The organism is Solimonas flava DSM 18980 (assembly GCF_000426685.1).
Classification (GTDB): Bacteria; Pseudomonadota; Gammaproteobacteria; order Nevskiales; family Nevskiaceae; genus Solimonas; species Solimonas flava.
The window spans coordinates 151,964-174,528 of the sequence record NZ_AUFV01000002.1 but is presented as its reverse complement, the minus strand read 5'-3'; the positions used below and the strand labels follow the sequence as shown (position 1 = coordinate 174,528).

Genomic DNA, 22,565 nt, shown 5'->3' with positions numbered 1-22,565 from the left:
TTCCGAACCATGAACACCCACCTGTTTGCTGCAACGATGTTGTTGTTGACGCTCACCGCCTGTGGCCGATCCGAGCCGCAGGCCGCCGATGCGCCCGCTAAGTCTCCAGAAGCCGGTCAAGTCGAGAGCCAAGAGGCCGCCGGTCACGGTGAAGAAGGCCACGGGGATGAACACGGCGGACTGAAACTGACGGCGGAGCAAATCGCGACCGCCGGCATCGAATTGGCCGAAGCCCAGCCTGCGTCCATTCGCGAGACGCTGCCGCTGTACGGCGTGATCGCACCGAACGCCGAGCGCGTCCGCGAGGTCGCCGCGCGTTATCCCGGTGTGATCCGCAGCGTCGACAAGAAGGTCGGCGACACCGTGCGACAGGGCGAAGCCCTCGCCACGGTAGAAAGCAATGAGAGCCTGCAGACGTACGCGGTTGTTGCGCCGCTCGCAGGCGTCGTCACCACGCGGAATGCCAATCCCGGCGAGCAGACCGGCGACAAGCTGCTGTTTACCGTGGCCGATCTGTCGACCGTCTGGATCGAGCTGTCGCTGTTCCCGCGCGACGTGGCCAAGGTGCACGTTGGCCAACAAGTGAAGGTCCATAGCAACGATACGGGCATGTCCACCGACGGCAAAGTCGTCTATGTCGCACCGTTCGGCAGCAGCAGCAATCAGACGCTGACCGCACGCGTGCTGCTCGACAATGCGGATCGTCGCTGGGCCCCGGGCCTGTATGTAACGGCCGAGGTCACCTTGGCCGAAACGCAGGTGCCGCTGGCCGTACGCAACACAGCGTTGCAAACCCTCGAAGACCGCAGCGTCGTCTTTGTCAGCGAGGGCGAGGGTTTTGAGGCGCGCCCAGTACAGCTCGGCCGTAACGATAGCGAGTACACCGAACTCGTCGGTGGTCTTCGTGCCGGCGAACGCTATGCGGCACGCAACAGCTTCATTCTCAAGGCCGAACTCGGTAAGGGCGAGGCCGCACATGAAGACTAAAGCGCCCTCACATCCGGAGCACTCCCATGATTGACGCACTCCTGCGTTTTTCTATCGCGCGCCGCTGGGTCGTGATGTTTCTTGTTGTCGGCATCGTCGCGGCCGGCATCTGGAGCTACCAGCGGCTACCCATCGACGCCGTACCGGACATCACCAATGTTCAGGTGCAAATCAATACTCAAGCCGAGGGCTATTCACCGCTCGAAGTCGAGCAACGCATTACCTATCTCGTCGAGACAGCTATCGCGGGTCTACCGCATCTCGAATACACGCGCTCGATGTCCCGGTACGGCCTGTCTCAGGTGACGGTCGTCTTTGACGATGACACCGACATCTACTTCGCTCGCAATCTCGTCAACGAGCGACTGCAGCAGGCCAAGAGCCAGATGCCTTCGGGAATCGAGCCGCAGATGGGGCCGATTGCTACGGGTCTGGGCGAGATCTTCCTCTACACGGTCCACGCCGATGAAAAGGCGCGACAGGCAAACGGACAGCCTTGGGATGCCACCGCCCTGCGTACGTTGCAGGACTGGGTGATCCGGCCACAGCTTCGACAAGTGCCGGGCGTGACCGAGGTCAACACCATCGGCGGCTTCGAGAAGCAGTTCCATGTGACGCCCGATCCGGCGCGCTTGCTGGCTTACGGCTTGTCATTCGACGATGTGGTGCAGGCGCTTGAAAAGAACAACGCCAATATTGGCGCCGGCTACATCGAGAAGAACGGCGAGCAGTATCTGATCCGTGCTCCGGGGCAGGTCGCCGACATTCCAGCGATTGAGCGCATCATCGTCGCGCACCGCAGTGGCGTCCCGATTACCGTACGCGACGTCGCAGAGGTCGGCTTCGGCAAACAGTTGCGCACCGGCGCCGCCACGCGCGACGGCGAGGAGGCCGTGCTCGGTACGGCTGTCATGCTGATCGGCGAGAACAGCCGCACGGTATCGAGCGCGGTATCGGCCAAGCTCGCAGAGATCGACAAGACCTTACCGGAAGGTGTGACCGCCGAGCCGGTCTACGACCGCACCGTGCTGGTCGACAAGACCATCGCCACCGTACAGAAGAACCTGCTCGAAGGTGCGGTTCTGGTCGTTGTCGTGTTGCTGCTGATGCTCGGAAACGTCCGCGCCGCACTGCTGACCGCGATGGTCATTCCGTTGTCCATGTTGATGCTGATGACCAGCATGGTGGAGACGAAGGTCAGTGCCAACCTCATGAGTTTAGGTGCGCTCGACTTCGGCCTGATCGTCGATGGCGCAGTCATCATCGTTGAGAACTGCATCCTGCGCCTTGCCGAACGCCAGCATCGCGAGAAGCGTCTGTTGACGCTGGACGAGCGCCTGCATGCCGTCTTCACCGCGACACGCGAAGTGTTCACGCCAAGTCTGGTCAGCGTGCTCGTGGTCATCCTCGTCAATCTGCCGCTGCTCGCGCTGACGGGCGTCGAGGGCAAGATGTTCCGCCCGATGGCGCTCGCCGTGATCATGGCGCTGCTCGCGGCGCTCGCGCTGTCGCTGACCTTTGTTCCGGCCGCCGTCGCGCTGTTGTTGCGCGGGCACATCGAAGAGAAGGAAAACCTCATCGTCCGCACCGCAAAACGCGTCTATGCGCCGGTGCTGGAAACGGCGCTGCGGCTGCGCGTGGCCTTCCTCGCTGGTGCCGTCATGCTGGTGCTGCTCTGCGGCGTACTGGCGTCGCGCATGGGCTCTGAGTTCATTCCGAGCCTCGACGAGGGCGACATCGCGGTACAGGCCCTGCGTATTCCCGGCACAAGCCTATCGCAGTCGCTGGAAATGCAGTTCCAGATCGAGCACGCGATCAAGGCCATGCCGGAGGTGAAGACGTACTTCGCACGCGTCGGCACCGCAGAGGTAGCCACAGACCCGATGCCGCCGAATATCTCCGACGGCTACGTGATGCTCAAGGAGCGTAAGGACTGGCCAGACCCGAAGAAGACCAAGGCCCAGTTGGCCAAGGAAATCGAGGAGCGCCTGGAGAGCATTCCCGGCAATGCCTACGAAATCAGTCAGCCCATCCAGCTGCGCTTCAATGAGCTGATTTCCGGCGTGCGTTCGGACCTTGGCATCAAGGTGTACGGCGACGACCTCGACCAGCTACTGAAAGCCGGCAATGCGATTGCCAAGGTGCTCAACACCGTGCCCGGCGCGGAAGGCGTCAAGGTCGAACAGGTCGCCGGTCTGCCGGTGCTCTCGGTGGACGCCAATCGCGCCGCGCTGTACCGCTACGGACTCAACGTCGCCGACGTGCAGGACACGCTCGCCGCCGCGACGGGGGGCGAGGAAGCGGGACAGCTCTTCGAAGGCGATCAGCGCTTCTCACTGGTCGTGCGCCTGCCCGAGCATCTTCGCAGCGATCTGCGCGCGCTGGAGCGGTTGCCGGTACGGCTGCCGGAGGGCGGTTACGTGCCGCTCGGTGAAGTCGCCACGCTGAACCTCGCACCGGGACCGAACCAGATCAGTCGCGAGAACGGCAAGCGCCGGTTGGTCGTGTCCGCAAACGTACGTGGCCGCGATCTCGGCGGTTTCGTCACCGAGGTGCGTGAGAAGGTTGCGCAGCAGGTCAAGCTGCCCTCCGGCTACTGGCTCGACTACGGCGGCACATTCGAACAGTTGCAGTCCGCTACGCAGCGTCTGTCGCTACTGGTGCCGTTGACGTTAGTGATGATCTTCGCCTTGCTGATGATGACCTTCGGCTCCGCCAAGGACGCCACCCTCGTCTTCAGTGGCGTGCCCTTGGCCCTGACCGGTGGCGTGATTGCCTTGTGGTTGCGCGGCATTCCGCTGTCGATCACCGCGGGCGTCGGATTCATCACGTTGTCTGGCGTCGCAGTCCTGACCGGTGTCGTCATGGTCTCGGCCTTCCGCGACCGGCTTGCCAAGGGCGATACCGTGGATGAGGCGATTCGCGAAGGCGCGATGCTGCGTCTGCGGCCGATCTTGATGGTCGCGCTCGTAGCGGCGCTCGGGTTCCTGCCGATGGCGCTCAACACCGGCACCGGTGCCGAAGTGCAGCGCCCGCTGGCGACAGTCGTCATTGGCGGCATTCTTTCGTCGACGTTGCTAACGCTGCTGATCCTGCCGGGGCTCTATCGCATGGCGTACCGGCCGAAGCGCGCTGCGGTGACTGCCGAAGAACTGCCCGCATAGGCCCTCTCAAATTACGGCGGCGCTTGGCGCCGCCGCCTTCTTTCAAGGAGGTTTCACCATGAAACTGGTCAAGGCATTTATCCACCACGTCCGCGCTGCAGACGTGGTTCAAGCGCTGGCGGATGCCGGCTACCGCAACCTGACGCTGCAGGATGTCAGGGGCATGCTCAAACCCATCACCGAAAACGAACGGGACTACACCGCAGACGCCGGAGGCTTGGTGATTTCCGAGGTGCGGCTCTCGTTGGTCGTCGAGGATGAGGAAGTAGACGCGGTGACGTCGATCATCCGGACGGTCGGTCGCGTTGGCCATCATGCGCACGTCTGTGGATACATCTACGTCAGCCCGGTCGAGCAGGCATTGCCGATCGGCGGGCCGTCAGACCTCGCGCCTTAGCTGCTGCCGTCTTCCTTCGCGCGTTGCTTGCTACGAGCGTCTTCTCGTTATTCACGGTTTCTGGTCGGAATATTCAATGGACCATTCAACTGATACGTGCAAGAACTGCACGACCGAATCTTCGCAAGAAGTTGTGCCGGGCAACGCAACGGTGTTTCGCATCCCGACCATGGACTGCGCCTCGGAGGAGGCTGAGATACGGCGCGCACTTGAGTCGATTTCGGGCATTCAAGCGCTGCGGTTTCAACTTGGCACCCGCACGCTGGCCATGACGGCGCCTGAATCGGTTATCGCCGAAGCGCTGGCGGCGATCCGGCGCGCAGGTTTTGAACCGCAGCCTGTCGCGCCGCCGGGAAGCAGCACTGATTCCGGTCGCGATTCTCGCGATGCAGAAGCGGCGCCTGGCGGGCTCCCACGCCTCGTCGTCGCCTTGCTGCTCGCCACCGTGGCAGAGGGCCTTGCCTTCTTCCTGGGTGGCGACAGCGTGGTGGGAAAAGGGGTCGAGATGGCATTGGCTGCCGCAGCGATCTGGCTCGCCGGTCTGGACACCTACAAGAAAGGATTCAGCTCGCTGCTTCGAGGGCGCCTGAACATCAACGCATTGATGAGCGTCGCCGTGACCGGCGCCTTCGCGATTGGTCAGTGGCCGGAGGCGGCAATGGTGATGGCGCTCTACGCCATCGCTGAGTTAATCGAGGCTCGCTCGCTCGATCGCGCTCGCAACGCTATCCAAAGCCTGATGGCGCTGGCGCCCGAGCAGGCCGAGATACGCCAGCCGGACGGTAGCTGGAAAGCCGTACCGGCGGCCGAAGTCCCTCTTGATGCCATCGTCCGCATCCGACCCGGTGAGCGCGTTGCGCTTGATGGCGTGGTCACCGCCGGCATGAGCGCGATCGATCAGGCACCAGTGACCGGCGAAAGCATTCCCGTCGACAAGACCATCGGTGATGCCGTCTTCGCTGGCACGATTAACCAGACCGCCGAACTCGAATTCCGCGTGACGGCCGCAGCCAGCAACACGACGCTGGCACGCATCATCCACGCTGTCGAGCAGGCGCAAGGCTCACGTGCGCCAACGCAACGCTTCGTCGATCGCTTCGCCGCGATCTACACCCCAGCCGTATTCGTCTTGGCGCTCGCCGTTGCACTGGCCATGCCCTTCCTGATGGGCTGGAGCTGGATGCAGGCGCTCTACAAGGCGCTGGTGCTGCTGGTCATTGCGTGTCCCTGCGCGTTAGTGATTTCCACGCCGGTCACGGTCGTCAGCGCACTGGCGCGCGCGGCACGCAGCGGCATTCTGATCAAGGGCGGCACCTATCTGGAGGAAGCACGCAAGCTCAAGGCGATTGCACTCGATAAAACCGGCACCATTACCGAGGGCAAGCCGAAGCTGGTGGAGTTTGCAGGCTTCAGCAAGGCGGATGAGGCATCACGCCTGATGCTGGCGGCGAGCTTGGCCGCACGTTCCGATCATCCGGTATCGAAGGCAATCGCCGAAGGGCTCCAGATGAAGCCGGGTTCCGTACGTGATTTCACCGCGCTTGCCGGACGTGGCGTACAGGGCAACATAGACGGGGCAAGCTACGTTCTCGGCAATCATCGCTTGATCGAAGAACGCGGACTCTGCAGTCCGGAACTCGAAGCGCAGCTTGAAGCACACGAGAACCAAGGACGCACGGTTACGTTGCTGGCATCGGAGTCTCAAGTGCTCGCGCTTTTCGCCGTTGCCGATACGATCAAGGAAAGTTCACGCGCGGCCATCTCTGAGCTAAAAGAGCTGGGCATCACGCCGGTGATGCTGACCGGTGACAATCCGGCAACGGCGCGCACGATTGCAGAAGCCGCCGGCATCGCCGATGCGCGTGGGAATCTGCTCCCCGAAGATAAGCTCAGCGCTATCGAAGCGCTCCAACAACGCTACGGCGCAACGGCCATGACCGGCGACGGGATCAACGACGCTCCAGCCTTGGCCAAGGCCGATATCGGCATCGCGATGGGCGCCGCCGGCACCGATACGGCGATGGAAGCTGCCGACGTCGTCATCATGAACGACGATCTGCGGCGCATCCCGGAGGCGGTTCGTCTTTCGCGCAAAACCCATTCCGTGCTCTGGCAGAACATCAGCCTCGCACTGGGCATCAAGACGGTATTTCTGCTGATGGCGATTTTCGGCAGCGCGACGATGTGGATGGCGGTGTTTGCCGACATGGGTGCGAGCCTGCTGGTAGTCGCCAATGGGCTGCGCCTGCTTCGCCAAGAGCGTTCCTGATGGGCAACATTGCGTTCAAGCCGAAGCAATCGTGAGCCGACGTTCCGATCGACGTGCGTCAAAGCCTCGCCGGGATCAGCAGGCCGAGCACAATCGTACTCAACGGCAATTGGTCCTCCGGCTGAAGCTGATCTGTGCATTCGCATTGATGACCGCCATGATCGCCGGTGTTGCATTGCAATGGGATCGAATTTTCCCAGTGCCGGCAGAACGCCAGATCGCCGTCTACCGGACCCACGACTGTGCCTGCGTTGGCCGGTGGATTCGGCAATTAGAGGAAGCCGGCTTTGTCGTCGAGCAATTCGAACCGGAGACGCTGCATCCGATACGCCGGTCCCTGCATACCCCGGAGCAGTTCACTGGATGCCATGTCGGAAAGTATTTGGCCTATTTCATAGAGGGCCATGTTTCCGCAAGCATGTTGCAGCGTCTAGCCTCTCAAAGGCCGGCAGCGGTAGGTGTCGCCCTCGAAGCCGACGTCACCCGCCATGCCTCCGGTTCTCAGGACGAGGAAAACTCCGCAGTGCTGCTGCTCCGGGACAGCGGAGATTCAAGACGTTGGTGAGCGCTGAAGATGCGCGGTCTTTTGTCCACTCAAAGACTGCACACACGCTCACCGATGTGTCCGCGCTGACATTGCTCGATCGGCCGTCATGCGAGTTTTTTGCGGCCTGCGTTACGGTTGTATAGAAAGCCAGCGCCAAGGATGGCAAGGCAGGCAGCCTGCGCCAATACGCCTTGCAGCGTCGGATACACGCCCAGAAGCTCCAGCCGCGGCAGGTTCAGTAACCGCGATGACAATATATTGGCTTCCTGCAGCGCCGCGATGCCCTTACCGGTCAACACGACGGCCAGGACTGCCATCAGAACAGCGCTGATGGAGAAGAACAGACCGATCGGCAAGCGCTTGGAGGCGCGCAGTAGCAACCAAGTAAACGCGGCAAGCGCCAGAACTGCGGCACCGGCGCCAGACAGCACCGCTTGATGATTGCCCTGCGTCCAAAGTGCGACATAGAACAGAATGGTCTCGAAGACCTCCCGGTAAACCACCACGAAAGCCAGTGTGAACAAAACCCAGCCGGAGCGACGAGATAGCGCCGCACTGACCTTTTCCTTGATGTACTGCTGCCAAGCGCCGGCTTGGCTCTTGCCATGCATCCAGATACCGACAAACAGCAGCACCGTAGCGGCGAATAATGCGGCCGTGCCCTCGGTCAGTTCTCGACTGGCACCACTGATGGCAACAAGATAAGTCGCAACTGCCCAAGTGGCCACGCCGCCAGCCAGTGCGACCAGCGTGCCGGCGTGGACATACGGCAGCGCTTCCGTGCGCTGGGCTTTGCGCAGGAACGCGATCATAGCTACAACGATCAGCAGGGCCTCCAGCCCCTCACGCAGGAGGATGGTGAACGCACCGGCGAACGACGAGGCAGCACCCGATTGCGTCCCCAAGGCAGTTTCAGCTGCGTCCAGAGACCGCTGCAGCGTCTCGATCTGGATCGCCATGTCATCGGCGCTGACACCCGCGCCAATTTTTGATCGCAAGGCTGTCATTTCACCTTCGATCTTCCGTAGCAAGCCAGCGTCACGCGCGGAGAGCTGCGGCTCGACCGGCTCGAAACCATCGAGATAGGCCGACACGGCCAAGCGCGAGGCCTCCGCAGTGTCACCCTCGCGGTAGGCAAGCAAAGATGCAGCCAAGCGCTCGTGTGCCAGCCGCAGCACCCCACTATCGGAGAGCACGACTGCTTCCGGATGCCGACGCAGATAGGCTGTCAACGCACCAGCGCGCTCGGCCCCAATCGTGCTGGCCAGCGCAGCTGGCGTCAGCGTCGTCAGGGCGTCCATGTCAGGGAGCAGTCTCCGTAGTGCGGCATCGCCGTTCCAGAGCGCCTTGCCTGCGTCTGTCGCCGGATAGGCGAACTGACCAGCGGTGAACACCAGCGCCCAGCGATCGGCATCTGTGAGCTGCGCGAAGCTGGGCATGGCCGTTCCGTCCAGCCCCTGCGTGACGACCTGATAGAGGGCAAAAAGGCTGCGCTCGCGAGCGCGGGTGGCGTCGCTGAAAGCCACCGGTCTGGGTTCGAGCTGCGTGGCCAGAGGACCATCGCCGTGGCCGCTGGCACCATGGCAGCCGGCGCAGTGCTCGGCATACAGCTGCCGCCCGAGAGCCAGATCTGGCGGCTGTTTCGGTGACAACGAGATCGGATATGCCGCCAACAGCTGCCCGGCCAGATCGCGTGCCAGCGTGGCAACCCGGTCGGCATCGTCACGCTTAGCGATAGCGTTCCGGAGCTGCGTGGCGCCTGACAGCAGCGCATTGCGACCAGCGCCGGCCGGCAGGGCTTCAATGTTGCGTTGAATCGTCGCCGCGAAGTCCGTCATCTCGGCGTACTCCTCGGCACGCGTCACAACACCAGCAGCGACAGCGCCGCGGTAGTCCACGGACACGTAATCAAGCAAGCGCCAGGTCGTCTTCACATCGACATCATCAGCCGCTGCTGCGGCCAGTGGCCACAGCAGCGCGAGCACTACATAGCGAAGCATCAAGGTCACGGAGAGTCCTTACGGGGAACGGCTGACGTCGTTGGCTGCACGCGCTTCTTCAAGTAATTCATTGCCGTCACGCGGTAATGCGATCCGTGAGGCTCCAGACTGCATCGGAGCAACAAGTAAACGCGGTGACATGCCGGGCTTGATCTGATTGAACACCCTATAGCGACTTCAAGGTCAAGTGCTTCCGGTCGACGGCTATGCTCCCGCTGCGCGATGACCGGCATGTTCGAAGCACGCGGTAGGGCGGTCATGGTGCAGCTCGAAACATGCGGCGGTGAATCAATAGGTAAGCCGCCGGAATCACGAACATCGACAGTAGCGGCGCCGTAATCATGCCGCCAACCATGGGCGCAGCGATCCGCTGCATGACCTCGCTGCCAGTGCCGGCGCCGATGAACAAGGGCACGAGGCCAGCGATGATGACGGCAACCGTCATCGCCTTCGGACGTACGCGCAACACGGCACCTTCGACCAGCGCTTCGCGAAGATCGGCCTCTGACTGCATATGCCCTTTTTCACGACGCTCGCGGATGGCGTTATCGAGATAGATCAGCATCACCACGCCGAACTCCGCCGCCACGCCAGACAAGGCAATGAAGCCGACGCCAGAGGCCACCGACAAGTGATGGCCCAGCACATAGATCAGCCAAAATCCGCCGATCAGTGCGAACGGCAGGGTCGTCATAATCAGCGCTGCGGAACGGATGCTGCGGAACGTGAGATACAGCAGCAGGAAAATGATGGCGAGCGTGAACGGCACGACGATCTTCAATCGCTGGGTCGCACGCTCCAGATATTCGAACTGTCCCGACCACGAGACCGAATAGCCCGGCGGCAGCTTCACTTGCGCAGCGACCGCCTGCTTGGCATCAGCCACGTAGCCACCCAGGTCGCGACCGCGGATATCGACGTAAATCCAGCCGTTGGGGCGCGCGTTCTCCGATTTGATCATTGGCGGCCCGTCGGTGATCGCAATGCTGGCAATGCTGCCGAGCGTCAGGGTTTCGCCACGTGCCGTCACGATCGGTAGATCACGCAGCTTCTGCAGCGAATCACGCAGTTCGCGGGGATAGCGCAGATTGATCGGAAAACGCTGCAGGCCCTCGACAGTCTCACCGATGTTCTCACCGCCGATCGCAAGACTGACGACGCGCTGGACCTCGGCAATGCTCAGGCCGTGACGTGCGGCAGCGATGCGATCGGGTACGACTTCAATGTAGCGCCCGCCCGAAACGCGCTCTGAGAAGGCCGACACTGTGCCTGGAACCCGTTTGACGACCGCTTCGATCTCGTTGCCGATGCGCTGGATCACATTCAGGTCCGGCCCCGCGATCTTGATGCCGACCGGAGACTTGATGCCGGTTGCGAGCATGTCGATGCGATTGCGGATTGGCTGTACCCAAACGTTGCCCATGCCCGGAATCTTCAGTGCGGCATCCATGTCGGCGATCAGCCGCTCGGTGGTCATGCCATCGCGCCACTGCGACTTCGGCTTCAGGCGCACGGTGGTTTCGACCATCTCCAGCGGAGCCGGATCGGTCGCAGACTCGGCGCGACCGATCTTGCCGAACACACGCTCGACTTCAGGAAATGTCTTGAGGATACGATCGGTCTGCTGCAGCACTTCCGCCGCTTTTCCGACCGCGAGGCCCGGCAGGGCGGTCGGCATGTACAGCAGATCGCCCTCGTCGAGCGGCGGCATGAATTCGCTGCCGAGGCGCATCGCCGGCCACGCGGTCGCCAGTGCCATAGCAACGGCCAGCGCCAAGGTCGCCTTAGGAAAGGTCAGAACCTTGTCGATCAGCGGACGATAGAGCGCGATCAGCATGCGGTTCAGCGGATTTACCGTCTCATCGACGATCCGCCCGCGAATGAACGCCACCATCAGCACCGGAATCAGAGTCACAGACAGACCCGCCGCCGCGGCCATGGCGTAGGTCTTGGTATAGGCCAGCGGCGCGAACAATCGCCCTTCCTGTGCCTCCAGCGTGAACACCGGCACGAAGCTCAGCGTGATGATCAGTAACGAGAAGAAAAGCGCCGGCCCGACCTCCGCTGCAGCCTCGGCCATCAGCCGTAGTCGCGTAGTGCCTTTCGGATCAGAACCAGCATTCGTATGTCGGTACGCTTCGAGCTTCTTGTGCGCATTCTCGATCATCACGACAGCGGCATCGACCATCGCGCCGATCGCGATCGCGATGCCGCCGAGCGACATGATGTTGGCGTTGATGCCCTGCGTGTGCATGACGATGAAGGCTGACAGGATGCCGATCGGCAGCGTGATGATCGCCACCAGCGCCGAACGCAGATGCCAGAGGAACAGTGCGCAGACGACTGCGACGACCAAAAACTCTTCGAGCAACTTATGCGAGAGGTTGTCGACGGCTCGATCGATCAGCGCCGAACGGTCATAGGTCTCGACGATCTCGACACCTTCCGGCAGGCTGGCCTTGAGAATGGCGAGCTTCGTTTTCACCGCATCGATGGTCGAACGCGCGTTGGCGCCCGAGCGCAGCACGATGACCCCGCCGACCACTTCGCCTTCACCATCCAGTTCGGCAATCCCTCGTCGGGTCTCCGGACCGATCTGCACCGTGGCGACATCGCGCAGCAGGATCGGTGTGCCGTTGTCGCCGAGACCAACCGGAATCACGCGAAAATCGTCGAGCGATTTCAGGTAGCCGCGGGCGCGCACCATGTACTCCGCTTCTGCGAGTTCCAGCACGGAGCCGCCCGCTTCACCATTCGCTGCCTGTACGGCAGCCATGACTGTATCGAGACTCAGGCGATAGGCGCGCAGCCGATCTGGGTCGAGCACGATCTGGTACTGTCGATTGAAGCCGCCGACCGTCGCCACCTCGGCGACGTTCTCGACGGTCTTCAACTCGTACTTGAGAAACCAGTCTTGTAGCGCACGCAGCTGCGCGATATCCGTCTTCCCTGTTCGATCGACAAGCGCGTATTCATAAATCCAGCCGACCCCGGTCGCGTCTGGTCCCAGCGCCGATCGCGCCGGCGCCGGCAGTCGGCCCTGCACCTGAGACAGGTATTCCAGAACGCGCGAGCGAGCCCAGTACAGATCGACGTTGTCGTCGAAGAGCACATAGACGAACGATTCACCGAACAGCGAGTAGCCGCGCACCGTCTTCGCGTGGGGCACGGACAGCAGCGTCGTGGTGAGCGGATACGTCACTTGATCCTCGACGACTTGCGGCGCCTGCCCCGGATAGACAGTGCGCACGATGACCTGCGTATCCGAAAGGTCCGGCAATGCATCGAGCGGCGTGCGACTGAGTGAATACAGACCAGCCGCCGTCAGCAGGACAGCACCGAGCAGCACGAGAAAGCGGTTATGGACGGACCAGTGAATGAGTCGTGCGATCACGGTGCAGGCTCCACATTCGCTGTCGAACTGGCACCCATGCGGTTGTAGGCACCGAGCAAGCTGGCTTCCGAGTCAATCAGGAACTGGCCGGAAACCACGACATGATCACCATCAGCGAGTCCCGCGAGCACTTCGATCTGGTTGCCGCGCTCGGCGCCCAACTGCACTGCGACGGGCCGATAACGCCCAGCATCCTCGGCAAGGAGGACTACATTGCGAGTGCCGGTGCGAATGACTGCTTCGCTGGGGACAAGCAACACATCGCTCCGACCTGAACCCGCGACACTCACATCGGCATACATGCCGGGTTTGAGCGCACCATCAGCGTTGTCGAAGCCCAGTCGCGCACGCAGCGTGCGTGTCGAGACATCGAGTGTTGGATAGATGTAGTCGACCGTTCCCGAGAAGTGGCGATCCGGAAGGCCGCGCAGACGGGCTTCGACACGGCTGCCAAGCTTGATCGCTGCAGCTTGCGTCTCGGGAATCTGTACAACGATCCAGACGCGCGACAGATCAGCGAGTTTCATCAGCGGTGTACCGGGCGCGAGTTGCGCGCCTTCACGCACCATCAGTTCAGTGACGACGCCGGCGCTCGGGGCGATGATGGCAACGCGCTGCGACGTGTTGCCGCTTCCCGAGCCCGGAACGCCTAGTAGCTTAAGACGGGTCATCGCACCATCAATTAGCGCGGTGTCTCCGCTTTGACGCGCCAGCTGCAGCTCCTTCTGCGCAGTCAGAATCTCCGGCGCATAGAGTGCTGCAAGTCGCTGACCGCGATGCACCGTTTCCCCGACAGCACGCACATCGAGCGCCTCGACCCAGCCGGCCGCGCGTGCTTCGACGGCAACGATCCGCGTCTCGTCGATCTCGACACTGCCTACTGCGCTAAAGCCTTGTCCGGTTGCGTTGCGCGTCACGGTGGCGGTGCGCATGCCGAGGTTCTGCGCCATGCGCGGGTCGATCGAAACCACGACGCCGGTACTGCGCTCTGGTGAAGCGTCTGCGTACTTCGGGATCAAGTCCATGTTCATCGGTGATTTGCCCGGACCCTTGAAGTGCTGATCCGGCATCATCGGGTCGTACCAGTACAGGATGCGACGCTCCTGTGAAGCGGGCGCTGCCGGCGCATCCACGCGCTCGACCAGCTTCATGCCGCAGATAGGACAATTGCCGGGCTTGTCCTGACGGACCTGCGGATGCATCGGGCAGGTGTAATATGGCTTGCCCTGCGCATCGGTCATCCGGACAAGCGCATGCGGCTGGGCATGACCATCGCTCGACGGCTTCATCGAGGTATCCGGTGCAGAGCCGGTCATGCGATGCTGGGTCATCCAGGCGCCGGCTCCGGCGCTGAACAGCGCGACGGCTGTGATCACGAGAATGTTCTTCACGGTGAGTCTCCGGCGAAATACTGCAAGGCCACCCGATAGCGAGCGGCCGCGGTCATGAGTTCGAGGCGTTTCATCCCGTTGTCCAAGGCCATGCGTCGCGCATCGATGACCGCAGCGAGCGTGCCTTGACCAACCTGCCAGGAGGCCAAAGCCGCATTGATGCGCTGCTGGCTCTGCGGCAGAATTTCACGATCGAACTGCTCGATACGTGTCTGCAGGCGCTGCCAGCCAAGCCAGTTGAGCCGCAAGTCAGCCTCCTCCTGTCGGAACATGTCCTCACGCGACTGCTCGGCTTGGGTTTGTTCCGCAAGCTTGGCTCCGAGATTTCGGTCCTGCCGATTGCTCGTGAACACCGGCAGATCGATCGCAACATTGACGCTGACGTAATCGGAGAAGTCCGGCCGGTAGCCGTAGGCAAGGCCCGCACGCCAGTCCGGCTTATAAGCCTGCCGGGCCAGTGCCACCTCATCCTCGGCGATCGCCAGACGCTTCGCTTCTGTGTTGAGGTGCGGATGCGTGCGCAGCCGCGCCACGGCATCCGGCAATGCCGGTGGCGGCGCCCATGCCGGAAGATCATCAGATAATGGCCGCTGCGCAGCGGCGGCACCGATCCACCGCGACAGTTTGCTGCGCGCAAGCTGACTCTCGTCTTCCAGCGCGGCAAGCTCGTCGTGCAACAGACCGGCTGTTATCCGAGCCGACAACACGTCGGTTTGTGTAGCGCGCGACGTGGTGTAGGCGATCTCGGTGGCTTTGGCCTGCAACTCGGCTTCACGCAACGAAGCGCGGGTCAGTTCCAGTGCGCGTTCCTGCCGCCACACGTCAATCCACGCCAGCGCCGCATCGCGTTCGACAGCAAGGCGGCTTCCATACAGCATTTGCTCAGCCAGCTCGGCTTCATGCTCGCCGCGCTCACCCTGCAAGCGCCGCTTGCTGGCCAGCGGAAACTCTTGTTCGATGCCGACGTTGATCATTGTGAAGTCGTCGCGCCGCAGCGAGTAGCGATCAGGTCCGTCGATCGGCCAGGACGACACTCCGCCGGTTAGCTTCGGATCGGGAAGCTGTGCAGCGGCGACGGCTGCGTCGCGCGCGGCTTTTATCGCTGCAACCTGCGCTTCGAGCATCGGTTGTTGAGTGATGGCCAGCATCTGCGCCGCAGGCAAATCCAGCACGAGGGCGGAATCGTCTGCATACGCGGTGCTCACGATGGTCAGTAGGGAAGCGAACCAGAATCGCCTCGGATGTGAGTCCAACATGTGTCTCTCCCTGCGGTGCGCGGCGCGGCAAATGCCGCGCCGCGCAAGCCTTGCGTTAGCGGTAGACCGGTACGTTGCCACGCGGTCCGACCCAATGGTCGATGACATGGCTCGGCTTCGGGCAAGCCCCCTCATTGCCGACGACGACACCGCCACCACGTGGACCGAACCAAGCCGGTTTCACGATGGGCCCACAGGTTTTTTCAGAACTCGCCGGAACGCTGGCGAGCGGATGCCACAGTGGATCGCTGGGGCGTGCCTGGGCTTGAAAGGACAGTGCACTGGAGACAAGCAAGAGCGTGCCGGCAAAGGCACGCGACAGACGGAAGCTGGACATGGGACACCTCGTATTTCGACGGGAGTAGATGCGCTGGCGAAGTGCCAGACGAACCACAGGCGGGGCATGGCGCCCCGATCGAAACGCGGGTTTTAAAGTCTCAGTCTCTGCGTACGCAGATAGAGATCGGTTCCATAGCGCGCAGAGCCTCGCTGCGCCTCCCGGAATTCAGCGGGAATAGCCGGTTCGAGTACCAGCGACAGCAACGCCGGCAGTAACGCTGGTGACAGAAGTTGTGGCGTCAGGTCCGGCAGCTTGGACTCGGCCTGCACATGCCCGACCTGATTGCCGGGACCCGGCGAGACATCAATGACGGTCTGGCAACAACCTTTGCCCATTGCGCCCTTATCACAGTCCGCCCGAACTTCGGGTTTCTTGCAGCAGCAATGTCGCATCACTTTCGGTGCGCCGCCCCCCATCGCGCAGGCATACGCCACGCTGACCTGACCGCTCAGGTTCGCGACGATGAACAGCAGCACGAGCAAGTGACGAAGCATTGAGAGGACAGGTAGGGATAAGCGCGACGATCGGTTTAGAAGGCCATCGTTAATGTCAGAACGTTCGATGAATTCCGTACCAAGTAGGCTGCGCCTTCCCATGGGGGGAAAGTCAAGCCATCCCCGATATGCGGCACGCTCGGCCGTTGTCGATACGGGGCATTCACGACAATCCCCGGAGCGGTTTGGCGATCGCCTGAACCGCCTTCAAGCCGCTGCCGAAGCGCGCCATCGCAAGGCGATTCTCGCGCAAAGCGTCGTATGGCAAGAAACGCAGGTCGAGTTCGGAGACTCGGCTGAACGCCGGCCGCGCAAACTGCATGCGCACGGCGTCCTCACGGTTGTCCGGCGCCACGAGGAAGTACGCACCGGCGAGGTGATCGGGCAAGCCCAGCGCAAGATCGAGCATGCGCACGATGCCCGAGTAAATGCTGGTGCTATGCTCGACTTCAAAGGCAGCCGCGACGACATCCTGATCTGGCACCAGCCACAGCACATCGATCAGTCGGATGGTGTCCTCGGCGCCGCAATTGACGATCGGCATCGGCAGGCTGTCGAGACAACCATCACCAAGCCGGCCGCCTTCGTAGCCGCGACCGCGATCATTGCTGGCGATCCAGACGCGAAAACCGAGCGCACGTCCAAGGTCGCGCAGCCAGCCCTGAATCTGCGTATGCGTCAAATCGGCTTCGCGTGCCTGATTCAGCGCCTTCAGTTCGCGCGCCCCTTCTTCGCGAACGCGTGCGAGATCGGCCTGCCAATGCAGCAGCGCATCATCATCCGCTGAGTCCACCGGCAGCGGATAGCGATCGGAGCCAACGTCGAACAGGAAGCCTGCGATCGCTCCGAGATCGTTCGACAGCTGCGTTCGATAGGCGGCGTTGAGTTCGAGCATGCCCTGCCTCATCGCAAGGTATTCGTCCCAACGACCCAGCTTCACTTTCGCGCCGGTAACACGGTTGTAGCCGCGCACGATCGCCGTATTGAATGGCGGCACCAGCGTCGGATGCAGGAAATAGAGCAGGTTTGCCGCTGCCGGCCCAAGCCCTTTGATCTTGGCCTCATCGAGCTGGCGAATCGCGCTGAGCACCGCGGCTTCGTGATGGCAACACGCACAGGCGTCGAGAAAGCGACCGAATATCTGCTGGTTGGCGCGATCCTCATAGATGTCGGGGATGCGCAGTTTCGGCTTCCACAGAAATGCATGGTCCGCGCCTTTGAAAATCTGCCGCTGCTCCGCAATCGATCCGACGACTGTTTCGAGCGTTGAGCCCTTGTAGACATTGCCGAAGCGATCGGCTTCGATCTCTTCGACGACGGTTTCGACGCCACGACGGATCGAGCGAAAATTCTTGAGCCGTTCTTCCCACAGGAACCAGCCCAAGTAGGTGCCACCAGGATCGCGGCGCCACTGTTCAAGGAGCGGCTGCATCCAGGATGCGTGACGAAGTGCGTTCACGGCTTCGTTGGTACCGCCGGTCGACCGCCATGCTCGGCAAACGTCTTGGTCGTTCCATCGGCATTGAAGAGAACGGTTTCGTACGGCTCTTGCTGGCCATCGACCTCCATGCCCGGCGAACCGATCGGCATGCCCGGCGCCGAGAGCCCTTGCGTTTTGGGTTTCTCGACGAGCAGCTTGCGGATGTCTTCTGCCGGCACATGACCTTCGATGACATAGCCGTTGACCAAACCGGTGTGGCAGGAGGCGACGGCCTCGGGCACTCCGAGCTTGGCCTTGAGCGGATTCATCGCCGGCTCTTCGTGAACCGTCACCTTGAAGCCTTCGCGCTGCAGATACTCAACCCACTTCTTGCAGCAGCTGCAGGTCGGGCTTTTCCAGACTTCGATGCTGTATTGAGGCCCTGCCGGCGTCTGTCGCCCGCAGGCGGCAAGCAGCACCGCGAGTGCGAGAACCAGATTGAATCGCCATTCAGTGCGCATGGGTGTTCTCCGCTTGCGGGGTCGTTTCGGCCGCTTCGTGATCGTCATGTCCGGGATCGGACGGTGAGCGCGCCGTCAGAATCTGGTACTGCACCTCGTTGAGCGTCGGCAGCTTTTGGAGGAACGCAACCATCGCCCAGATGCGGGCGTCGTCATGAGTCTTGCCGAACGCTGCCATGCCGCTAGCTTTGATGCCGTGCTTGATGATCCAGAACTGGCGTGCCGCACCGGCCGCCGTATCGTCGGCGTCGCCGTGCGCATGGCCGTGACCTTCAGCGTTGAGTGCCAGATTCGGCGGCTGCGGGTACAGGCCGAGCGTGAACTCTGACTCGGTCTGGCCCGGCCTCAGGTGACAACCCGTGCACATGTCGTTGTAGTCAGCACCGCCCGCGAGCAGCATCTGCGGCTCATCAAGTGGCGGCACCTTGATGTCGCGTATCGCGCGCGCGATTGAGCGCTCCCGTAAGGTCTCCAATGCCCAGTACGTCAAACGGTTGTGCGGTACGTCGGCGCCCATCGGATACCAGCCCGAGTAGAGAACGCCGAGCGCACTCAGGCCTCCGAGCACCCCAAGGACGACGATCGCTTTCAGTGTCTTCATGAAACGGCTCCCTTATCCACCGTGCTTGGAATGATCCATCGCCGGCATCTCCGGCTGCATCACCGGTGCCGGCGAAGTGCTCCCATAGGGATGACGGCGTGGCGGACTGCCGAAGTCCGGATCGGCACTGACGCGACGTGCCACGGTTCCCTTCGGAAACTGATACCAGCCCGGGTCGCGGTAATCCCCGGCGGCGAGATCGTTGCGAACCTTCACGACGGTGAACATGCCGCCCATCTCGATCGGTCCGAACTGTCCATCACCGGCCATCATCGGCAGCGTATTGACCGGACCCGGCACGCCCATCTTCAGATGCTCACCGTGTTCGGACATGCCGTAGCGCCCCATCGCCATGTAACCGGGCAGATGCTTGCGGATATCGTCCTGAACGCCGCTCTGATCGACGCCGGCCGGATTGGGGATGCCGTGACCCATCGCGTTCATCGTGTGATGGGCCATGTGACAGTGCAGAGCCCAGTCGCCGGGTTCGGTGGCCTCGAACTCGAAGTCACGCATCTGGCCGACGCCGACGATTTCGGTGACCTCGCGTCGCCACTGCGCGCGTGGCCAGCGGCCGCCATCCGATCCGGTCACCCAGAATGGATTGCTGTGCAGGTGGATCGGGTGATTCCACATCGACAGATTACCGATGCGGATGCGGATGCGTTCACCGGTGCGCGCGACGAGGTGATCGATCGCCGGAAACACCTTGCTGTTGAACGTCCACAGATCGAAGTCCTGCATAACACTGGGGTCCGGCCGATACGTGCCCGGATGCAACGCCCAGTTATGCAGCAGGAAGGCATAGTCGCGATCGATCGGCACATCCTCGACTTCACGCGGATGGATGATGAACAAGCCCATCATCCCAAACGCCATCTGCGTCATCTCGTCGGCATGCGGGTGATACATGTGCGTGCCGTGCTGCTTGAGCGTGAACTCGTAGACGTAGGTTTCGCCGGGTTTGATGTGCGGCTGGTTGAGTCCGCCGACGCCGTCATAGCCGTTGGGCAGATCGATGCCGTGCCAATGGACTGTCGTGTATTCGCCGAGGCGATTGGTGACGAAGATGCGGACGCGATCGCCGTCGACAGCCTCGATCGTCGGTCCCGGCGTCGTGCCGTTGTAACCCCAGCACTTCGCGCGACAGCCCGGCGCGAACTCGTGCTCGATCTCCTCGGCAACCAGATGAAATTCCTTGACGCCGCCGTTGAGCTTGTACGGCAGCGTCCATCCGTTGAGCGTACGCACTGGCAGATAGCCCTGCGGGTGTCGCTGCAACGCCTTGGGGGGCACCAATCCCGCTGCGGGCGGCATCGGTTTTTTCATGTCGCCCATGTCCATGCCAGACATGTCGTGGCCTTCATGCTGGGCACGCGCGCCGGAGGAGACGCCGGCCAGAAGGCCGGCGCCGCCCATCGCGAGCGCTTGCAGCAGATCGCGTCTTGAGGTCATCAGTGGTCCCCGTGTGCATCCGGCTTGGCCGGCATCTTCATGGACTTCATGTCCATCTTCGAATGGTCCATGCCCTGCATGTCGTCATGGTTCATACCGCCGCACTTCGCCATCATCGCCTTCATGACCGGATCGTTCATGTCCATCTTCGAGCTATCCATATTGTTCATAGCGGCGCAGTCCGGCGCAGCGTTCTTGGCGGCAGCTTCCTTGGCGTGTTCGGCCGGATCGTGTGCGCTGGCGAGTTGCGCAAACGCGCCGAGGGCAACGATCGAAACGAGGCGAAGGGTCTTGTTCATCGGGGTACTCCGGTTGATGCGGCAACGGTCGCCGCGGTTGTGAAATTCAGTGCTCATGGGAGGGCTCCTTTGCAGGGGGCGATGTGTCAGGGGCCAGGGGCATCGCTGCGTGACCCGCATGCGGATCGGCAGAGGGCGTTTCACCACACTTCTGCGTCAAGGCCCGATTAACAGTGTCGTCCGGGTGTACGGTGGCTTGCTTGCAAGCTTCGGGTGGCTCACCGCCCGGGGCGACATCGGGCATCGCGTGGTGCATGCCGGGCATCGAATGCCCTGCGTGTGGATCGGCCGCGGGCGCTGATGAAGGCATCTTGTGCTGCGAGTGATCCATGCCCTCCATCGGCATCGCACCGTGATCCATGCCTTCCATGCCTTCCATGCCTTCCATGCCTTCCATGCCTTCCATGCCTTCCATGCCTTCCATGCCGGACGAGGGTGGCGTCATGTTTGGCATCGCATGTCCTGCATGCGGATCGCTGGATGGCTTCGGACTGCCTCCGTGTTGCGCGTGATCCATGCCGCTCATTGAGTGCATGCTGTGATCCATGCCACTGCGCTTCGGCGCCACAATCTGGCTCGCATCGATCGTCGCTTCCGCCGCCTGCTCGCTGCTCGGCAGGCGTCGACCGACCGCGCGCGCCAGTGCGCTGCGGCTGGCCCAGTAGCTGCGGACCGCATCGATGTAGCCGGCGTAAGCCTCATACTCCTGCTGCTTGGCCGCGAGCACTTCGAAGACGCCGATCAGCATGTAGTTCTGCTCTTCCTGCATGCGGGCGGCGACAGCTTCACGCTGCGGAACCAGCACATCGCGATACTCCTGCGCGAGCTGCCGCAGCGCCTGCACCTTGGCTGCCTCGCGTGCCACGTCGTTCGACACGTCGAGCACGCGACCGTCAAGTTCCGCCTCGGCTTGGTCGAGTGCGGCCTGCGCAGCGGCCACGCGGCCGCCGCCCCAGTTGAACAGCGGCAGTTCCAGCGAGAGGGTCGGACCGACATCGAGGGCGCCGTCGAAGTCACGCTCGCGTTCGACACCGATTTCGACGCTGTTGATGAAGCGCGTGTGGCGCGTCAGTCCGAAGCGCGACGCAATCGCCTGCGACCGACGCCGTAGCGCCGCGACATCGAGGCGGCTGTCGAGCGCCAGACGCTGCAGGGCTTGCACGTCGTCCTCTTGGGGCAATGGCTCGGCGAGACGGGCATCGAGCGTCCAGCTCGATTGCGCTGCCGGCAGACCCATCAGGCGATTCAGCGTGCTGTGCGCCTCGACAGCGGCGGCCCGCGCAGATAGTGAAGCCAATACCGCTTGGCTGGCCGATGCGCGCTCCATCGCCAGTTCGCGCGCGTTGATGTTGCCGGCGTCGAAGTAACGTTTTGCGAGATCGGCCGAGGCCCGCTGGGCTTTGGCCGCGGCCTCGCGCATTTGCGCGAGCTGTTCGGCGCCCACTGCTTCGTACCACGCCGTCTCGACCTCGGCCGCGAGATCGAGCGTAGCGGCGCTAACATCGAGCTTCGTCGCCTCGAACTGGTCGCGGGCGAAGCGGCTGTTCGCAGGAAGGAACAGCAGATTGACGAAGTTGAAGGCGATACCGAGCGTCAGCTGCGGCACGTTCGCGCCCGCGCTCGAATCGCCGGCCAGTCGCGTCAGCGAGAACGTCGGATTGGCCAACCGCCCGGCGTCATACAGATCAGCGGCTGCGAATCCGAGAGCCGCGGTCTGTTTGCGCAGGTTAGGGTTGTTGATCAGTGCCAATTGCACTGCTGTGTCCGCCGTCAGCGGAGCGCTCAGTGCCTGTGAAGTGAAGCTGTTGGCGTCGGCGATGTGAGGGGGGGCACGGCCGTGCTCCGCGGTGAGGCGAAGAACATCGCCACGTCCACCATCAGCAGGTACGCTCGCACAGCCTGCTATCCCCAGAAAAATCAGGGATACAGGAAACAGAAAATGTCGGGGAACCACGAGGAATCTCCCAGAAAGCCCTGAAAAATGCCGCGCAACGCAGATCGCGCCGGCGACAGCGGACAGTCGCGCGCAG

17 protein-coding genes are annotated in these 22,565 nt (G+C 62.3%); 5 read left to right on the top strand and 12 right to left on the bottom strand.

Annotated elements, in window-relative coordinates; translation table 11 throughout:
- Positions 1 to 9 precede the first annotated feature (9 nt).
- From K343_RS20815 to K343_RS23825, 5 genes are all read left to right on the top strand, one after another.
- Complete coding sequence (locus K343_RS20815) at positions 10 to 987, top strand: efflux RND transporter periplasmic adaptor subunit (protein ID WP_043112093.1); 978 nt, start codon at positions 10 to 12, stop codon at positions 985 to 987.
- A 26-nt stretch (positions 988 to 1,013) separates the two neighbouring features.
- The gene (locus K343_RS0103475; RefSeq protein WP_028006870.1) at positions 1,014 to 4,151 is read left to right on the top strand and encodes an efflux RND transporter permease subunit; all 3,138 of its coding nucleotides are present in this window, start codon (positions 1,014 to 1,016) and stop codon (positions 4,149 to 4,151) included.
- A gap of 58 nt (positions 4,152 to 4,209) precedes the next feature.
- The gene (locus K343_RS0103470) at positions 4,210 to 4,548 is read left to right on the top strand and encodes a P-II family nitrogen regulator (RefSeq protein WP_028006869.1); all 339 of its coding nucleotides are present in this window, start codon (positions 4,210 to 4,212) and stop codon (positions 4,546 to 4,548) included.
- A 76-nt stretch (positions 4,549 to 4,624) separates the two neighbouring features.
- Entirely contained in the window at positions 4,625 to 6,817 is a 2,193-nt protein-coding gene (locus tag K343_RS20810; RefSeq protein WP_084615640.1) for a heavy metal translocating P-type ATPase, read from the top strand.
- A 31-nt stretch (positions 6,818 to 6,848) separates the two neighbouring features.
- Positions 6,849 to 7,382, top strand: coding sequence for a DUF411 domain-containing protein (locus K343_RS23825; protein ID WP_161628851.1), 534 nt, complete (start codon positions 6,849 to 6,851; stop codon positions 7,380 to 7,382).
- Between the two features lie 86 nt (positions 7,383 to 7,468).
- On the opposite strand, the gene K343_RS0103455 is transcribed toward K343_RS23825, so the two are convergent.
- The 12 genes from K343_RS0103455 to K343_RS23190 all read right to left on the bottom strand — a co-directional run bounded on the left by K343_RS0103455 (position 7,469) and on the right by K343_RS23190 (position 22,291).
- The gene (locus K343_RS0103455) at positions 7,469 to 9,364 is read right to left on the bottom strand and encodes an FTR1 family protein (RefSeq protein ID WP_051277964.1); all 1,896 of its coding nucleotides are present in this window, start codon (positions 9,362 to 9,364) and stop codon (positions 7,469 to 7,471) included.
- Positions 9,365 to 9,620: 256 nt separating this feature from the next.
- Positions 9,621 to 12,758 (bottom strand): efflux RND transporter permease subunit, encoded by a 3,138-nt coding sequence (locus K343_RS0103450; RefSeq protein WP_028006867.1) that lies wholly within the window; start codon positions 12,756 to 12,758, stop codon positions 9,621 to 9,623.
- The gene (locus K343_RS20805; protein ID WP_051277907.1) at positions 12,755 to 14,149 is read right to left on the bottom strand and encodes an efflux RND transporter periplasmic adaptor subunit; all 1,395 of its coding nucleotides are present in this window, start codon (positions 14,147 to 14,149) and stop codon (positions 12,755 to 12,757) included. Before K343_RS20805 ends, K343_RS0103450 begins: the two co-directional genes overlap by 4 nt.
- On the bottom strand, positions 14,146 to 15,405 hold the full coding sequence (locus K343_RS0103440) for a TolC family protein (protein WP_028006866.1): 1,260 nt from the start codon (positions 15,403 to 15,405) through the stop codon (positions 14,146 to 14,148). Before K343_RS0103440 ends, K343_RS20805 begins: the two co-directional genes overlap by 4 nt.
- 55 nt (positions 15,406 to 15,460) lie before the next feature.
- On the bottom strand, positions 15,461 to 15,742 hold the full coding sequence (locus K343_RS24735; RefSeq protein ID WP_161628850.1) for a hypothetical protein: 282 nt from the start codon (positions 15,740 to 15,742) through the stop codon (positions 15,461 to 15,463).
- 92 nt (positions 15,743 to 15,834) lie between these two features.
- Entirely contained in the window at positions 15,835 to 16,227 is a 393-nt protein-coding gene (locus tag K343_RS24320; RefSeq protein WP_143068869.1) for a hypothetical protein, read from the bottom strand.
- 175 nt (positions 16,228 to 16,402) lie between these two features.
- Positions 16,403 to 17,671: a type II restriction enzyme NmeDI-related protein gene (locus K343_RS0103435; protein WP_043112089.1), complete on the bottom strand. Its 1,269-nt coding sequence runs from the start codon at positions 17,669 to 17,671 to the stop codon at positions 16,403 to 16,405.
- Between the two features lie 23 nt (positions 17,672 to 17,694).
- Complete coding sequence (locus K343_RS0103430; protein WP_084615635.1) at positions 17,695 to 18,180, bottom strand: DUF411 domain-containing protein; 486 nt, start codon at positions 18,178 to 18,180, stop codon at positions 17,695 to 17,697.
- On the bottom strand, positions 18,170 to 18,781 hold the full coding sequence (locus K343_RS20800; protein WP_051277906.1) for a c-type cytochrome: 612 nt from the start codon (positions 18,779 to 18,781) through the stop codon (positions 18,170 to 18,172). Before K343_RS20800 ends, K343_RS0103430 begins: the two co-directional genes overlap by 11 nt.
- Before the next feature lie 12 nt (positions 18,782 to 18,793).
- Positions 18,794 to 20,236, bottom strand: a complete 1,443-nt coding sequence (locus K343_RS0103420) for a multicopper oxidase family protein (protein WP_028006863.1) — start codon at positions 20,234 to 20,236, stop codon at positions 18,794 to 18,796.
- Positions 20,236 to 20,592: a hypothetical protein gene (locus K343_RS20795; RefSeq protein ID WP_211226155.1), complete on the bottom strand. Its 357-nt coding sequence runs from the start codon at positions 20,590 to 20,592 to the stop codon at positions 20,236 to 20,238. Before K343_RS20795 ends, K343_RS0103420 begins: the two co-directional genes overlap by 1 nt.
- The gene (locus tag K343_RS23190; RefSeq protein WP_245585110.1) at positions 20,582 to 22,291 is read right to left on the bottom strand and encodes a TolC family protein; all 1,710 of its coding nucleotides are present in this window, start codon (positions 22,289 to 22,291) and stop codon (positions 20,582 to 20,584) included. The genes K343_RS20795 and K343_RS23190 overlap by 11 nt, the downstream gene beginning before the upstream one ends.
- Positions 22,292 to 22,565 lie beyond the last annotated feature (274 nt).

Bases quoted from the DNA above. Each gene is read 5' to 3' on its own strand.
- K343_RS24735 (WP_161628850.1), bottom strand. From the start codon at position 15,742: ATGTCCAGCTTCCGTCTGTCGCGTGCCTTTGCCGGCACGCTCTTGCTT.
- K343_RS20810 (WP_084615640.1), top strand. From the start codon at position 4,625: ATGGACCATTCAACTGATACGTGCAAGAACTGCACGACCGAATCTTCG.
- K343_RS0103430 (WP_084615635.1), bottom strand. From the start codon at position 18,180: ATGCGCACTGAATGGCGATTCAATCTGGTTCTCGCACTCGCGGTGCTG.
- K343_RS0103440 (WP_028006866.1), bottom strand. From the start codon at position 15,405: ATGTTGGACTCACATCCGAGGCGATTCTGGTTCGCTTCCCTACTGACC.
- K343_RS0103475 (WP_028006870.1), top strand. From the start codon at position 1,014: ATGATTGACGCACTCCTGCGTTTTTCTATCGCGCGCCGCTGGGTCGTG.
- K343_RS0103455 (WP_051277964.1), bottom strand. From the start codon at position 9,364: ATGCTTCGCTATGTAGTGCTCGCGCTGCTGTGGCCACTGGCCGCAGCA.
- K343_RS0103470 (WP_028006869.1), top strand. From the start codon at position 4,210: ATGAAACTGGTCAAGGCATTTATCCACCACGTCCGCGCTGCAGACGTG.
- K343_RS20795 (WP_211226155.1), bottom strand. From the start codon at position 20,592: ATGAGCACTGAATTTCACAACCGCGGCGACCGTTGCCGCATCAACCGG.
- K343_RS0103420 (WP_028006863.1), bottom strand. From the start codon at position 20,236: ATGACCTCAAGACGCGATCTGCTGCAAGCGCTCGCGATGGGCGGCGCC.
- K343_RS20800 (WP_051277906.1), bottom strand. From the start codon at position 18,781: ATGAAGACACTGAAAGCGATCGTCGTCCTTGGGGTGCTCGGAGGCCTG.
- K343_RS20815 (WP_043112093.1), top strand. From the start codon at position 10: ATGAACACCCACCTGTTTGCTGCAACGATGTTGTTGTTGACGCTCACC.
- K343_RS0103435 (WP_043112089.1), bottom strand. From the start codon at position 17,671: ATGCAGCCGCTCCTTGAACAGTGGCGCCGCGATCCTGGTGGCACCTAC.